Genomic DNA, 14,835 nt, shown 5'->3' with positions numbered 1-14,835 from the left:
GGCGGGACGATGATCAGTAAATTTTTTATCGACCGCCCGCGGTTTGCGTTCGTGATTTCGATCGTGATCACGCTTGCGGGCATTGTGGCGCTTTTCACGCTGCCGGTGACACAGTATCCGGACATCACGCCCGGGCAGGTCTCGATCAGTGCGACCTATCCCGGAGCTGACGCGAAAACCGTGCAGGAGACCGTCATTCAGCCGATCGAAGCGCAGGTCAACGGCGTCAAACGCATGATCTACATGTCGAGCAACGCGACCGACACCGGCGCCGCGACGATCACCGTGACGTTCGACATCGGCACGGATGGCGACTCGAACACCGTCAACACCCAGAACCGCGTGAACTGGGCCTCGGCCCAGCTTCCGGAAGAGGTGCGCCGCCAGAGCGTGATCGTGAAAGAGAAATCTCCGAGCATGCTGCTTGTCATTGCACTCTTTTCGCCGGACGGCCGGTATGACGACCTTTTTCTGAGCAACTATGCGAGTATCTATCTGAAAGACGAGCTCGCGCGTATTCCGGGGGTCGGCGAGGTGCAGCTGCTCGGCGAACACAAATATTCGATGCGTATCTGGCTCGATCCGGAACGCATGGCCGGCATGAACATGACCGTCGACGAAGTGACGAATGCGTTGAAACAGCAGAACGTGCAGGTCTCGGCCGGCGCGCTCGGCGAGGCCCCGACCGGAGGGAACGGAATTTTCCGTTACGCGCTGCAGACGCAGGGACGGTTGTCGGAGGTCTCGGAGTTCGAGGAGATCGTCGTGCGGTCGACTCCGGACGGCGCTCAGGTCAAGTTGAAAAACATCGCAGAAGTCGAACTCGGTGCGGAGAACTATTCGTCAACCGGCACCTACAACGGAAAACCCGCTGCTCTGCTGGCGGTCTATCAGCTCAACGAAGCGAACGGAATCCAGATCCGCGAGGCGTGCGCCGCGCGGCTCGAGGAGCTCAAGGCCTATTTCCCGGAGGGAATCGATTACGGCATTCCGTTCGACACGACTTCGTTCATCACCGCTTCGATCGACGAAGTGGCCATGACGCTGATTATCGCGGTGATTCTCGTGGTTGCGATCACCTACTTGTTTCTGCAGGACTGGCGTTCGACGGTGGTGCCGACGCTGGCGATTCCGGTGTCGTTGATCGGCACATTCGCGGTGCTGCTCGTGATCGGCTACACGATCAACCTCATTACGCTGTTCGCGCTCATTCTCGCGATCGGCATCGTGGTGGACGACGCGATCGTGGTCATCGAAAACGTGAACCGGCTTATGGAAGAGGAGCATCTCAGCCCGAAACAGGCGGCGGTCAAATCGATGGAGGAGGTCACCGGCCCGGTCATCGCGACGACGGCGGTGCTGCTGGCGATGTTCATTCCGATCTGTTTTCTGCCGGGGATCACGGGGGAGATGTACCGGCAGTTCGGCATCACCATTGCGGTGTCGGTCGTGATCTCGAGCGTCAATGCGCTGACGCTCTCACCGGCGCTCTGCTCGATTCTGCTCAAGCCGGTCGAACCGGGCGGGAAAAAGTTCTTTCTGTTCCGCTGGTTCAATGGTGGATTCGAACGGCTCACGGGTGGTTACATCCGGCTCGTGCGTCTTATCGTGCGGCGGGCGCTTTTTGCGCTGGTGCTTTTCGCGGTGATCGTCTTCGGCTGTTACTGGTTTTACGTGAATCTGCCGACCGGGTTTATTCCGGAGGAGGATCAGGGGAAGCTCTTCGTGAACATCCAGCTGCCGGATGCGGCGTCGTTCGACCGCACGCAGGCGTTCACGGAACGGGTCGTGGAGGAGGTGCGCAAGGTTGATGGCGTCGTCGACGTACTCGGCGTGGCCGGTTACAGCATCCTCACCGGGTCGCAGGCTTCAAACAATTCGATGGTGCTTGTTTCGCTCCTGCCGTGGAAAGAGCGCAAGAGTCCGGAGCTCTCGCAGGACGCGATTCAGCGGAAGCTTCAGGCGCTTCTCAACCGCGATCCCGGTGCGGTCGTTCAGGTGTTCGGTCTGCCGACGATTCAGGGAATCGGAACGACGGGCGGGTTTTCGTTCGTCGTCGAGGATACCACCGGGACCTATCCGGAGCGGCTGGAGACCGCCGTGAACGACCTCTGCGCGGCGGCGCGGCAGAATCCGGCGATCGGATCGGCCTACTCGACATTCCGGGCGCAGGTGCCGCAGGTGTTTTTGAATATCGACCGCGAAAAAGCGTTGAAACTCGGCGTCGCGATTTCAGATATTAACACGGCGCTGCAGGGGTTGACCGGATACACCTACGTGAATGACTTCAACAAGTTCGGCAAAGTATACAAGGTCGAGATTCAGGCGGCGGCGCGGGCGCGCCGCACCGTGCCGGACGTCCGGGGAATCTACGTGCCGAACAGTCAGGGCGAAATGGTTCCGCTCGGGACGCTCGTCGAGGTCGAACAGCGGCTCTCCCCGCAGTATTTGAACCGTTACAACATGTACTCCTCCGCGACGATCAACGGCTCGAATGCGCCCGGTTACAGCACGGGGCAGGCGATGGAGGCGATGGAGGAGCTCGCGCGGCAGATTCTTCCGGAGGGGATGAAGTTCGACTGGACCGACATGTCCTACCAGGAGAAAGCCGCGAATCAGCCCGTCAGGCTCGGCGGGGGAGTTTCGTTGAACATGACGATGATCATCTTTTCGCTGGCGCTTCTTTTCATGTACCTCTTTCTCGTGGCGCAATATGAGAGCTGGATGATTCCGGTGGCGGTGCTGTTGTCAGTGCCCATCGCATTTTTCGGATCTCTGCTGTTTCTCTGGGTGATGAACGTCGAGAACAACATCTACACGCAGGTCGGATTCGTACTGCTCTTTGGTCTCGCCTGCAAGACCGCGATTCTGATCGTGGAATTCGCGAAAGTGAGCCACGAACAGGGCAAATCGATTTTCGATGCGGCGGTCGAGGCGGCAAAACTGCGTTTCCGCGCGGTGCTGATGACGGCGATCTCGTTCATTCTGGGCGTTTTGCCGCTTGTGGTTGCGACCGGTGCGGGCGCCGCCAGCCGGGTTTCGCTCGGGAGTGCGGTGTTCGGGGGGATGATCGTTGCGGCGATCGGCGGAACATTGCTTGTCCCGATGTTCTACGCGGTCGTTCAGCGCCTGATCGAGTTCCGGCGGGGAAAAAACGCCCCGGAAAGATGAGAAACGCAAAATATTTTATTTCGGCGCTTCAAAGATGAGCCGTTTCTGCCAGCGGCGCGGTTTCACCGTGAGGTTGAAGATATTCGCGCGGTTGTCGATGAGAATGAGTTCCGGCTCAGAGGTCGAGGTGCGGGCGAAGAATCGGAAATTGCGTCCGGTCATGCGCGGGCGCAGTTCCCCGGGCGAGCAGGTCGCCTGCGGTTCGATCTCGTTCGGGAGTTGATAGAGGTTGATCGCCTCTTTCTGCTGGATGCCGAGGAAAAGTTTGCGGTCGGCGGTGCGGCAGCAGCCGAGCCCGGTGAGTTTTCCCTCGATTCTGCGGAATACCCCGCCAGCATAGAGGTACCCGCTGCCGGACGGATCCAGAAAGACCAGAGTCGAGGCGTCGTTGTCGGCGGCGATCGCCCGGGACGGCTCGAAGTCAGTCGGGATCTCCCGGCTCGTGATGAGTTCGGGCGTCGCGGGGGTGGTGTCATAAAGTTCCATGCGGCCGCTGCCGTAGACGATGAGCCGGTTGCCGTCGGGAGTCAGCAGCAGCTGCGGATCGCGTACGAGGGTCTGGATCTGCTGCGGGGCTTTTTCAAACGCCTCGTGGGGGATCATGAGGATGGCGTCGTCTCCATCGAGACAGACGAAACTGCAGACCGCGTTGAGCACGAACGTCCGGACCGGCCGCGCGAATGGCTGCGATTCGCGCTTGACAATTCCCGTTTTCAGATCGACCGCAACGAGGCGGTCCGGCTGTTGGAACGCCTCCTGGGCGAGCTGGGGGGCGATGAACTGCGTCGTGCCCGGCACGAATGCCGCGCCCGAGAGTTTCCGATCCGCAACCGTGAAAGCGCGTACGAGTTTGTCGTTGAGCAGATTGAAGCAGAGCACGCGGGTCGCGTTCGGTCCCTCTTTCGCCCCGGTTTTCTCGAGCAGTACGAGCAGCGTCTCGTCCGTTGAGAGGAACGCATCGATGAGATTCGCTCCGCCGGTTACGCGCATCGGATCGGGGGAGGGGGTCCAGTCGTAGATGACGCCGTCGGCGGCGACGAGGGAGGCGAGCACGCCGGGCGGGGTGTTCCGGCGGTTGTCGGCATTCGGATCGCGCAGTTCGATGAGGCGGCCGGTCTCCTCCACAACGGGCGTGCTCTCCTCGTCGTCGATCCGGATCAGCGGAGCGTCGGCAGAGAGGGAGACGGCGGTGGAAAGCGCCGCCGCAAGCAAAAAGAAACGAAAGATTTTCATCGTCCTCCTCCGGCAGATTTGAGATTCTTCCATAATATGCTATTGTTATAATAGTATGGCACCGAAAGGGGATGATTTCAAATGACGGTGAAAAAAAATTTCCTGGATCGCTTCAGCGAGCGACTTGAGGACGTCGATTCCGGCAGCCGGCAGGCGTATATTTTCCGGTTGATGCGGGAACGGGGATTTCTGGAAACGGTATTCAACGCGATTGAAGAGGGGATTCTCGTGATCGATCGCCATTTGCTGATCCGCTACCACAACCGGGCGGCACAGGAACTTCTGGCGTTGCCGGACGATCTTTCCGAGGTGCGTGCGTCGCAGCTGCTGCAGGGCGTGGACTGGGCGCGGATTCTCGGCGCGGATGAGAAAGAGTGGGTGCGTGTTGCACGGCAGGAGTTCGAGATTCTGTATCCGGTCCGCCGTTTTCTGCAGTTCTACCTGGTGCCGTATCCGGGGGACAATACGCTCGCTGCGGTGATTTTCCGGGACGTGACCGAAAGTCGTGCACGTGCGATCAGTGATATCGAACATCAGAAAGGGGAGGCGATTTCGATGCTTGCGGCGGGAGTCGCGCATGAGATCGGCAATCCGTTGAACAGTCTTTATTTGAATCTTCAGATTCTCGACCGGTCGTTCGCCGGCGGGGAGGCGTTTTCCCGCGAGGAGGCTGCCGAGATGATCGCCGCATGCAAATCCGAGGTGGAGCGTCTCGACAGCATCATCCACGGTTTTCTCTCCGCGCTGCGTCCGGGGCGTCCGCAGTTCACGCAGGTCGATGTGGCGTCGCTGGTGACCGAGGTGCTGAATTTCATGCGCGCCGAGATCAATGCGCGGCTGGTTTCGGTCGAATGCGAGTGGGAGGCGCAGTCGCGCCCGGTGTCGGGTGATCCCGGCCAGCTCAAACAGGTGTTTTACAATGTGATCCGCAACGCGGTGCAGGCGATGCCGAACGGCGGGAAATTGCTGATCCGGAGTTCATCCGATGCCGACGGGCTCACCATAGAATTTGCGGATTCCGGGACGGGAATCACGCCGGACGAGCTCGGGTGCATGTTCAAGGCGTTCAGTACGAACCGCTCCGGCGGGAACGGCATCGGCATGATGGTGATCGAGCGGATCTGCCGGGAACACGGAGCATCGTTCGGTCTGCGTTCGATTCCGGGCAAGGGAACGGTGTTCGAGATCCGGTTCCCATTCCCGGGGCAGAGGATTCGGATGCTGCCGCCCGCATCGGAACAGTCGACGGGAAACGCCCCGGAACAATGATGAAAGAATGGCGGTCTGCCGGATTCGGAGACTGACTCCAATATTGGAGGCGCGGTGTTTTCCGGGTGGAACTTGATCGAGACGAATTCGTCTTTCGGGAGTTGAGTCGTTGAAGAAGGAGGTGCCTATGAAAATTGCGCTGCTGGCTGATCTGCATCTGCCCGACTCGGAGCGGAGCGTCAAGGAGGAGGTGCTCGACTGGGCGCTTGCGACGGCGAAACGTCTGCACGCGGATCGCATCGTCGGAGCCGGAGACCTGACCGCGACCGGCTCTGCCGTTTCCGCAAAACGGCTGCGCTCAAAACTCATCGCAACCGGAATCCCGTACCTCCTGACGCCGGGCAATGCCGAAATGCGTTCGCCCGTCGACCGTGCGAAGGTGGCGGAACTTCTGGCGACGCCCGTGGAGGCTGAGGGAATCGTGCTGCTGGATACCTCGCGTTCGCGGCTTTCCGAGCCGGCTCGGGCTCTGCTTGCGAAGTCCTCGCCGGCGGGAGTGCTCGCCGTGACGCACTGTCCGCCCGACATCTGGCCGGAAGAGGATCGGGCGCTGCTGGAGAAAGCGTTCCGATCCGGGCGGATTTGCAAGCTCATCGCGGGTCACTGGCACATTGACGGGAGCTTTGAGCGGCTCGAACTCGTGCGCGGGCTCGATCCGGACAAGGCTTCCGGCGGAGCTCCGGAACTGGTGATCTTCGACGGAGGTGAGAGGGAGAATATCGTCCTGGAAGATGCCGATCCGCGCAGTTGGCCGCGGGAAGAGCGCGAGGCATTTTGCGATCGTCTCGGCTGCTCCGGAATGAAAGAACCGGTCGGTGTTCTCAAACGCGGCAGTGAGGCCGGAATGAAAGTGTTTGAACTACGTTTCACCTCTCCTGACCGGATGGATGAGCCGGCGCTGTTGCGCGCGCTCGGAGAGTGGCGGGCGCGTGGCGGAGTGGTGCTCTCCCTGCATCTGCCGGACTTGAGCTGGCGGGATGGAGAAATTCACGGCGCGGCGGAATTCCGCGAGGCGGTACGGATGGCGCTCGATCTCGGGTGTTCACACGTAACATGGCATGTTCCCCGGGTCGCAATCGCGGATTTCGAGTCCGCCTGCGACGCGCTGCTCGATGCGGCAGAATCCCCGGTCAGACGGCTGCTTGCTGCCGGGATCAGCATCGGCATCGAGAATCTTCATATCGTCCCCGGAGAGAGTGTCGACGCCCGGAATTTCGGCTGCACGCCGGACGAGTGCCGGGAGTGGATCGAACTTCTGCGCTGGCGTCTCGACTGTTGTTCGCGCATCGGATTCAACTTCGATCTCGGACACGCGCGCAACAACGGGCCGCTGGCGAATCTGTTCACGATCAGCGACTGGTATGAGGAGCTGGGCGATGAGATCAACGGCTTCCATCTGCATCAGGTCGTGAAACGGCCGGACGGGACTCTCTGCAACCATATGCCGCTGGTGAAACCGTTCGGATCGTTGATTTCCCTCGCTTCGCTGTTTCTCGGCTGGAGGCGCGGCACGGTGAATCCGGCGCCGATGTTTCTCGAGATTCGCGACGGCGATCCGGTCGAGAGCATGTGCCGGCTGCGGGCGGCATTGCAGCCCTGACCCGGAATCAAAAAAAGGCGCATCCCGGAAAAAACGGGATGCGCTTTTCTCTGTGGGCTCCGGTCACGCCTCAGTATTTGTTGTCGGCGTAGCTGACCCAGCCGCCCGCTTTTACGAGTTCGAGGTCGAATTCGCCGATGGTGAACGGGTAGACCTTGCTGGTCTTCGCGTTGGAGACCGTGAAAGTCTTGTTCTCGAGATCGGTCGTGAGCGTGGCGTCGGTTCCGGCGAAGAGCTTGAAGAGCTCGTCGATCACGGCCGGCTCAAGTGAAATCGCCATAAGTCCGCAGTTGAACATGTTCTGGCGGAAGATCCGCGCGAAGTTTTCGGCGATGACGATGTTGATGCCGTTGCACTCGAGCACCCACGGCGCGTGTTCACGCGAGGAACCGCAGCCGAAGTTCGCCCTGGTCACGATGACGCTCTTGCCTGCGATGTCTTTCTTCGGATCGAAGCCGGGCAGGGAGAGATCCTCGAGGCAGTACGGTTTCAGCGCAGCCTTGGTCAGCTCGGTCAGGTATTTGGCCGGGATGATCTCGTCGGTGTTGATGTCGGAACGGTCGAGAAACAGGATTTTTCCGTTGAAGTTCTTCATTTTCAGATCCTACGCTTATTTTCCGGTGAAGAGCGGCGAGTTGGTGATGACTCCGGCGATGGCGGTCGCTGCCGCGGTCGCGGGACTCATCAGATGGACCATGCCGCCTTTGCCCATGCGTCCGTTGAAGTTGCGGTTCGTGGTCGAAGCGCACGATTCCCCATTCGCGAGAACGCCGTTGCTCATGCCGAGGCAGGCGCCGCAGGTCGGATTCGTGACGCAGAAACCTGCGTCCATGAAGATCTCGATGATCCCCTCCTTGAGCGCGTCGCGATAGATTTTCGGCGTGGCGGGCGAGACGATCGCGCGGACGTTTTCACTGATTTTTTTCCCTTTGAGGATTCCAGCGGCGATGCGCAGGTCTTCGAGGCGGCCGTTCGTGCAGCTGCCGATGTAGATCTGGTTGACCGGAGTGCCTGTCATTTCGCGGACGGTTTTGACCTGGTCGGGTTTGTAGCCGAACGTGACCATCGGTTCCAGTTCGGAGACGTCCATGGTGACGACCTTGTCGTAAACCGCGTCGGCATCGGGCAGCCACTTCGAGTATTCCGCCAGCGCCGCTTCCTTGCTCGGGAAGTCGTTCTGAATGAACGGCCAGAGGAAGTCGACCGTGACCATGTCCGGATAGCAGACGCCGCAGGTGCCGCCCGCCTCGATCGCCATGTTGCAGAGCGTCATGCGCGAATCCATCCCCATCGCGTCGACGGCCGGACCGGTGAACTCGATGACCTTGTCGGTCGCGCCGTTCACAGTCAGCAGTTTGATGACTGCGAGGATCACATCTTTCGCGAAGACGCCCGCGCGCAGCTTGCCGTTCAGCACGACTTTGATCGTGGCCGGTTCGCGCATCGTGCAGACACCCTTGAGGATCCCGACTTCGAGGTCAGTCGTGCCGACGCCTGCGGCGAATGCGCCGAATGCACCGTGCGTACAGGTGTGCGAGTCACCCATGATGACCGTGAATCCCGGACGGACGAACCCTTTTTCCGGGAAGATCGCATGACAGACGCCGTTTGCGCCGATATCGAAGAAGTCTTTGATCCCGTGACGTTTCGCCCATTCGCGCATCGTCTTGCCCTGCTCGGCGGTCTTGGAATCTTTCGCCGGGGTCACGTGGTCGATCACGGCTTTGATCTTTTCCGGATCGAAAACGCGGTCCTTGCCGATGGCGACGAGGTCGTTGATCGCGATCGGGGTCGTGATCTCGTGACAGAACACCCGGTCGAGCGACAACACCCGCACTCCCGGCGCGGGCGTGTCGACGGTGTGGGCGTCGAAAATCTTCTGGGCCAATGTCTTTCCCATTTTTCTCAAACTCCTTTGGACATAATTGGGGTTTCGTTTGCGGTCACGTTTATAAAATACCACGGATTCAAAAAAAATTCAATATTTTTACAGATTTTAAATATAATAAACAAAAATGGTGCTATATTGATCTGGAAACAACAGGAGGTGCGGTATGGTGGAGAGTCGGATCGGCCGGAGAATTCGCCGGTACAGAAAAGATAAGAACTTGACGATCAGGCAGTTCTCTGAGATTTCCGGGGTCAGTACGGCATTGGTCAGTCAGTTGGAGCGCGGTATCGGCAATCCGAGTTTGTCGGTGTTAAAATTAATCTGCGCAACGCTTGGAATTCCGCTTTCGGCGTTGTTCAACGAGGAGATCGACAACGCTTCGCTGATCCGGCGCCGCACGGAACACGAGCGGATCCACAATCCGAATGAAAAGAGCGCGGTTTACTTCAATTTGACCCCCGGCCCGCTGAAGTCGAACGTTGAACTGCTGATGATGGTGCTCGGTCCGGGCCGTGAGACGAACCGTGATTTTTCGCAGCATTTCGAGGAGGAGATCGCGTTTCTGCTCGAGGGGGAGGCGCATCTGGTTTTCGAGGATGAGGAGTTTCTGCTCGAGCCCGGCGACGCGGTGCGCATCCTCCCCTCCCGCAAGCACAAACTGCGCAACGCCGGGGAGAAGCGCGTGCGCGTGCTCTTCATCAAGAGCCGGAACAACGGCTGAACATGTTACCAGCTTCCCCGAAAGTATCGTCTCAGCTTGAGGCGATCGGGAGTTTGAGGCTGAACGTGCTCCCCTCGCCGGGGCGGCTCTTCACTTCGGCAGTTCCGTGGTGAAGCTGCATGGCGTGTTTCACGATGGCCAGTCCGAGTCCGGTGCCGCCCGCCTTGCGGCTGCGCGCCTTGTCGACGCGGTAGAACCGCTCAAAAAGCCGTTCGAGATGGACGGAGGCGATGCCGCAGCCGTGGTCGATCACATCGAGAATGGCGAATCCGTTTTCGGCATGGAGACGAATCCGGATCTCCTCCTTTTCGCCGCTGTGTTTGATCGCATTGTCGATGAGGTTGACGATCGCCTGTTCCATAAGCTGGGGATCGATCCGGACGGGAGGATCGTCGATGATCTCAGTTACGAGTCGGATTCCGGCCTCCTCCGCGCGCGGCTCTTCGAGTTTGACCGCCGAACCGATCACCAGCGAAAGCGTGGCGTTCTCCAGTTCCCGTTCTTCGCTGAGCGCGCGGCATTCGAGCTGCGAGAGGCTCAGAATATCCTGCACAAGACTGTTCAACCGTTCCGAGTGGGTCGCGATGATCTCGAGAAATCGCTTCGCGTGTTCAGGATCGTCAAGGGCGCCGTCCAGAAGCGTTTCGACCGCACCGCGGATCACGGTGAGCGGCGTCTTGATTTCGTGCGAGACGTTCGCGATGAAATCCCTCCGGAAACTCTCAAGTTTGCGCAGCTGCGTCATATCGTAGAAAACCAGCAGAATTCCCTGGCGCGTATCTTCGTTCCAGCGCAGCGGGCAGCCGCGGACGCGCAGCTGCTTGTCTCCCTCCGGAAGCGGGAACGTGAATTCCGCTTCGGCCGGATTGCCGGTTTTGCGCAGCTGTTTCAGGAAGTCGTCCAGCGCCTCATTCCGCAGCAGGGCGGCCGCCTGGCGGTTGCGCGGATCGCCGTTGATCTGGAAGATCCGGCGTGCGGCGCGGTTCGTGTCGATGATGATTCCTGCCGCGTCAAGGACGACGACTCCCTCGGAGAGAGCCGCGAAGATCGCGTCCCGTTCGTTCTTCTCCCGTGAGATTTCGTCGATTCGAGCCTTGAGTTCCTCCGCCATGCGGCTCACGCTGTTGCCGAGTTCGCGAATGACGCCGTGTTCCGGCACCGGCAGTTTGGCGTCGAGATCTCCAGCGGCGATTTTCGCCGAGGCGCTGCGCAGCGCCCGGATCGGCCGCGTGACGGTCTGAAAGAGAAAGTAACCGATTCCGGCGGCGATCAGGATCGTCACCACCACCGCCCAGACTACATCGATCCGCGCCTTGCGCACGATCCGGTCGATCTCATGGATCGAAAACGCTGTCCGCAGGACATAAGGTTTCCCGTCGACTTCGAGCGGCATGGCGCAGTAGATCATCCGCTGTCCGCTCGTTGCGCTGTGGCGGATCGTGGAGAAAGAGGTTTCGCCCTGATCGAATGCCTGGATCGCCTCGGTGATTTCCGGACGCTGCCGGTGATTGTCCATATTCGCGGGATTTTCGTCGGAGTCGGCGATGACTTTCCCGGTGTTGTCGATGAGCGTGATGCGGGTGCCGGTCGCTTTTCCCTCTTTTCTGAAAAAGCCGTGAAGCGCCGAAAGATCTTTTTTCTGGATCAGCCGCGTCGTTTCAAGCAGAAAAAGCCTGGCGCGGCTCTGAAGTTCTTCCTGCGTGCGTTCGATGCTGAACTGCTCAAGCGAAGTGGACTGCCACCAGGCGAAGACCGTGAGTCCCAATGCAACGACCAGAAAAACGATCGGCCAGGAGACGAACAACGTGTTTTTCATTTTGCGCCGTTCCTCACTCCTGCGCGAACCGGTAGCCGACGCCGCGGACCGTTTCGATGAGTTCGCTGCGATTCCCCAGCTTGCGGCGCAGACTCACCATCTGAACATCGACGGCGCGTTCGGTGACGGGGTAATCGTCCCCTTTCACCTCATTGACGATCTGACTGCGCGTAAAGACCCACCCCGGACGGCGTGCGAGCAGATAGAGGATCTCAAACTCCGAACAGGTCAGGGAAAGCGGTTCGTTGTCGATTCGCGCCTCGCGCGTGCCGCGATTCATAAAGAGCGCGCCGCGCCGGAGCGTCATGCCTGTCTCCTCCGTCTCCGTCGGATTGGCCCGGCGCAGAACCGATTTGATCCGCGCGACCAGCACTTTCGGGCTGAACGGTTTCGTGAGGTAGTCGTCGGCGCCGACTTCGAGTCCGGTCACGATGTCACTCTCTTCGGACTTCGCCGTGAGCATGATGACCGGAATCGCGGCGGTCCTGGCATCGCGCCGCAGCCGGCGGCAGACCGAAAGCCCGTCCATGCCGGGCAGCATCAGATCCAGCAGAATGAGATCCGGAGCGAATTCCTGCGCCAGGGTCAGCGCCTCTTCTCCGGAGTCGCAGAGCCGGACCCGGTCGAATCCCTCCTTGTTGAGGTTGTATCGGATCAGCTCCTGAATCGCCTCCTCATCCTCAACCACGAGTATCTTCTCTTTCGCCATCAGGAAATTTTCTCCTTTGTTAATGTTGAGGATAATGTAGTTCCGGAATGTTCAAATCCGGTGTTCCGGATGTTAGAATTCCGTTAAGTCCGGACCGGATTACGCCTTTTTCAGCCGGTATTCGTTGCCGGGCTGATCCTCGACGAGGAATCCGAGCTTGCCGATTTCGGCGCGCAGACGGTCGCTTTCGGCGAAATTCTTCGCTTTGCGCGCGGCCTTGCGCTCTTCGGCGAGGGCGACGACTTCCGGCGGAAACTCGGCCGTCCGGACCGCGTCGACTTCGAGCGCTCCGATCACGGTGTCGAATTTGCGGAATGCCGCAAGAATGCGTTCCGCGCCGGATTTCGTGAGCTCGCCGGAGTCCGCGAGTTTGTTCCCCGTGCGCAGCAGCTCGAACATGGCAGCGAGTGCTTCGGAAATGTTCAGATCCTCGGCGATCGCGGCGGAGAACGCCGCGGCGGCGGAGGCGACGGCCTGTTCCGCCTCGGAGCATTCACCCTCTTTCGCGACGGCGCGCATGCGGTCGAAGAATTCGTCGAACCGGGTGAGCGTTTCGCGCGCCTGACCGATGGCGTCGAGTGTGAAGTTCAGTTTTTTGCGGTAGTGGGCGCCGATCAGCACCCAGCGGATCTCGCGTCCTTTCCACCCCATTTTGAGCAGATCGCGCAGCGTGTAGAAGTTTCCGAGCGACTTGGACATCTTCTCGCCGTTGACCATCAAATGCGCGCAGTGGAGCCAGTAGTTGACCCATTTTTTGCCGGTGGCGGCTTCGCTCTGGGCGATCTCGTCCTCATGGTGCGGGAACATGTTGTCGATGCCGCCGGTGTGGATGTCGAATGCGTCGCCGAGGTATTCGCTGGACATGGCGCTGCATTCGATGTGCCAGCCGGGACGGCCCTTGCCCCACGGGGAGTCCCACGCGACATCGCCGTCGAGTTCGTCCCACGCTTTCCAGAGGGCGAAGTCTGCGACGGAATCCTTGGCATATTCATCGTTTTTGATCCGCACGCCGGAGCGCTGGTTTTCGCGGTCGATTCTGGCGAGTTTGCCGTAGTCCGGGAACTTGTCGATGGAGAAGTAGATCGAGCGGTCCTCGGCCTGATAGGCGTACCCTTTCTCCATGAGGATCGAGATGAGCCGGATCATCTGCGGAATGTGATCAGTGGCGGCGGGATAGACTTCCGCCGGTTCGATGTTCAGCGTCTTGAGGTCCTCGAAGAACGCCTGTTTGTATTTCGCGGTGAATTCGCGCAGCGGGAGTCCGGCGGCGCGGGAGTCGCGGATGGTTTTGTCGTCGACGTCGGTGAGGTTCATGACCTGATGGACCTTGTAACCGAAGTACTCGAGCGTGCGCCGCAGCAGATCCTCGAACATATAGGCGCGGAAGTTGCCGATGTGGGCGTAATTGTAAACGGTCGGGCCGCAGGTGTACATGCCGACTTCGCCGGGACGGATCGACTGGAACGGGACGACGCGCCGCTCCATGGTATTGAAGAATTCGAGACTCATCGTATTTCTCCATTCAGGTTGTTTGCCACTGTCTCGGCTATAATTTACCGTCGCTGCGGCGGATTTACAACAAGGGGAGGGGAGATTTTCCGCTGAAAATCATCTGAGGTGATGCGGCATGAAGATGGAGGCGGGGGATGAAGTGCGGATTTTCCGGATTTTTTGCGGCCGCGGGTTTGAATTTCCGGAAAAGGCGTGATATTTTATGAAAACACACCGGTCGGAGAGATGGCTGAGTGGTCGAAGGCGGCGGTCTCGAAAATCGCTATATCCTTACGGGTATCGAGGGTTCGAATCCCTCTCTCTCCGCCATTTATTTTTCCCCGTCTGATTTCTGGTAAAAAGAGAATCTTTTATTCAAAAGCGCTAAAAGTCGTTGGCGTAAAGGGTTTTACGCAAATTGCCGAGGTGTGTTTGAAACACACTCAGAATCTGAAAAAAGGTCTTTTTCAGAGGAAAATCACGACTCCGGCGTCTGAATTCTGAGTTTTGCTGAAAAGGTCAAAAATTCAGTTAAAGTAGCAAGTCGTTGATTATGAACAATCTTTAATTTTTGTAGTGTAACTGGCATGGGTGGGGGGTATCGCACTCGGTCGAAATGAAAAAACACCCTCTTTTTTCTGACCCGGATTTGAGTTCAAAAATGATAACTGACACCCTGTTTTAACGGGGGGCCAGAAAACATTTCTCTATCAAGATTTTTTCCGCACCCTCAGTCTGATTTGAAAAACATTGGCTCTTTCGCCTCAAAAATCGTTCTATTTTAACTGGCAAAAAGGGTGCAGTTGAACACATGGCTGCCGTTTTTCATTCAGACCCCCGTTTTCTGTGAAATTTTCTTTAAGGGTCTTCACGGGAATTTGTGGGTAAATCGGTGTGAGATACATCAGAACCCGTCGTCAGTCAAGCGGCAATC

At 58.8% G+C, this 14,835-nt stretch carries 10 protein-coding genes and 1 tRNA gene; 5 read left to right on the top strand and 6 right to left on the bottom strand.

The genetic code is table 11. The annotated features are described in order from the left end of the window. The first annotated feature begins 9 nt into the window (after positions 1–9). Entirely contained in the window at positions 10–3,171 is a 3,162-nt protein-coding gene (locus Q0J85_RS02725; protein WP_294478045.1) for an efflux RND transporter permease subunit, read from the top strand. A 15-nt stretch (positions 3,172–3,186) separates the two neighbouring features. Here the strand turns inward: Q0J85_RS02725 and Q0J85_RS02720 are convergent, their stop codons facing one another. Then, the gene (locus Q0J85_RS02720; RefSeq protein WP_294478043.1) at positions 3,187–4,404 is read right to left on the bottom strand and encodes a hypothetical protein; all 1,218 of its coding nucleotides are present in this window, start codon (positions 4,402–4,404) and stop codon (positions 3,187–3,189) included. 81 nt (positions 4,405–4,485) lie between these two features. Here Q0J85_RS02720 and Q0J85_RS02715 point away from each other — a divergent pair, with 81 nt between their 5' ends. Both Q0J85_RS02715 and Q0J85_RS02710 read left to right on the top strand, forming a co-directional pair. Beyond that, the gene (locus Q0J85_RS02715; protein WP_294478041.1) at positions 4,486–5,673 is read left to right on the top strand and encodes an ATP-binding protein; all 1,188 of its coding nucleotides are present in this window, start codon (positions 4,486–4,488) and stop codon (positions 5,671–5,673) included. 127 nt (positions 5,674–5,800) lie between these two features. Further along, a complete protein-coding gene (locus tag Q0J85_RS02710; protein ID WP_294478038.1) occupies positions 5,801–7,273 on the top strand; it encodes a TIM barrel protein in 1,473 nt (490 codons plus the stop codon). Between the two features lie 70 nt (positions 7,274–7,343). Here Q0J85_RS02710 and Q0J85_RS02705 read toward each other — a convergent pair whose 3' ends face one another. Both Q0J85_RS02705 and Q0J85_RS02700 read right to left on the bottom strand, forming a co-directional pair. After that, positions 7,344–7,868 (bottom strand): hypothetical protein, encoded by a 525-nt coding sequence (locus Q0J85_RS02705; protein WP_294478036.1) that lies wholly within the window; start codon positions 7,866–7,868, stop codon positions 7,344–7,346. Between the two features lie 15 nt (positions 7,869–7,883). Then, on the bottom strand, positions 7,884–9,173 hold the full coding sequence (locus Q0J85_RS02700) for a 3-isopropylmalate dehydratase large subunit (protein ID WP_294478035.1): 1,290 nt from the start codon (positions 9,171–9,173) through the stop codon (positions 7,884–7,886). 154 nt (positions 9,174–9,327) lie between these two features. Between Q0J85_RS02700 and Q0J85_RS02695 the strand changes: the two genes are divergently transcribed. Then, entirely contained in the window at positions 9,328–9,885 is a 558-nt protein-coding gene (locus Q0J85_RS02695; RefSeq protein WP_294478033.1) for an XRE family transcriptional regulator, read from the top strand. Between the two features lie 31 nt (positions 9,886–9,916). Here the strand turns inward: Q0J85_RS02695 and Q0J85_RS02690 are convergent, their stop codons facing one another. From Q0J85_RS02690 to cysS, 3 genes are all read right to left on the bottom strand, one after another. Then, entirely contained in the window at positions 9,917–11,701 is a 1,785-nt protein-coding gene (locus tag Q0J85_RS02690; protein WP_294478031.1) for an ATP-binding protein, read from the bottom strand. 13 nt (positions 11,702–11,714) lie between these two features. After that, complete coding sequence (locus tag Q0J85_RS02685) at positions 11,715–12,410, bottom strand: response regulator transcription factor (protein WP_294478029.1); 696 nt, start codon at positions 12,408–12,410, stop codon at positions 11,715–11,717. A gap of 99 nt (positions 12,411–12,509) precedes the next feature. Further along, positions 12,510–13,919, bottom strand: a complete 1,410-nt coding sequence (gene cysS / locus Q0J85_RS02680) for a cysteine--tRNA ligase (protein WP_294478027.1) — start codon at positions 13,917–13,919, stop codon at positions 12,510–12,512. A gap of 222 nt (positions 13,920–14,141) precedes the next feature. On the opposite strand from cysS, the gene Q0J85_RS02675 reads away from it, so the two are divergent. Continuing rightward, positions 14,142–14,231: transfer RNA gene (locus Q0J85_RS02675), tRNA-Ser, on the top strand. The last annotated feature ends 604 nt before the right edge of the window (positions 14,232–14,835 follow it).

This window comes from uncultured Victivallis sp. (assembly GCA_944389935.1).
Classification (GTDB): domain Bacteria; phylum Verrucomicrobiota; class Lentisphaeria; order Victivallales; family Victivallaceae; genus Victivallis.
This window is presented reverse-complemented; position numbering and strand designations above follow the sequence as displayed.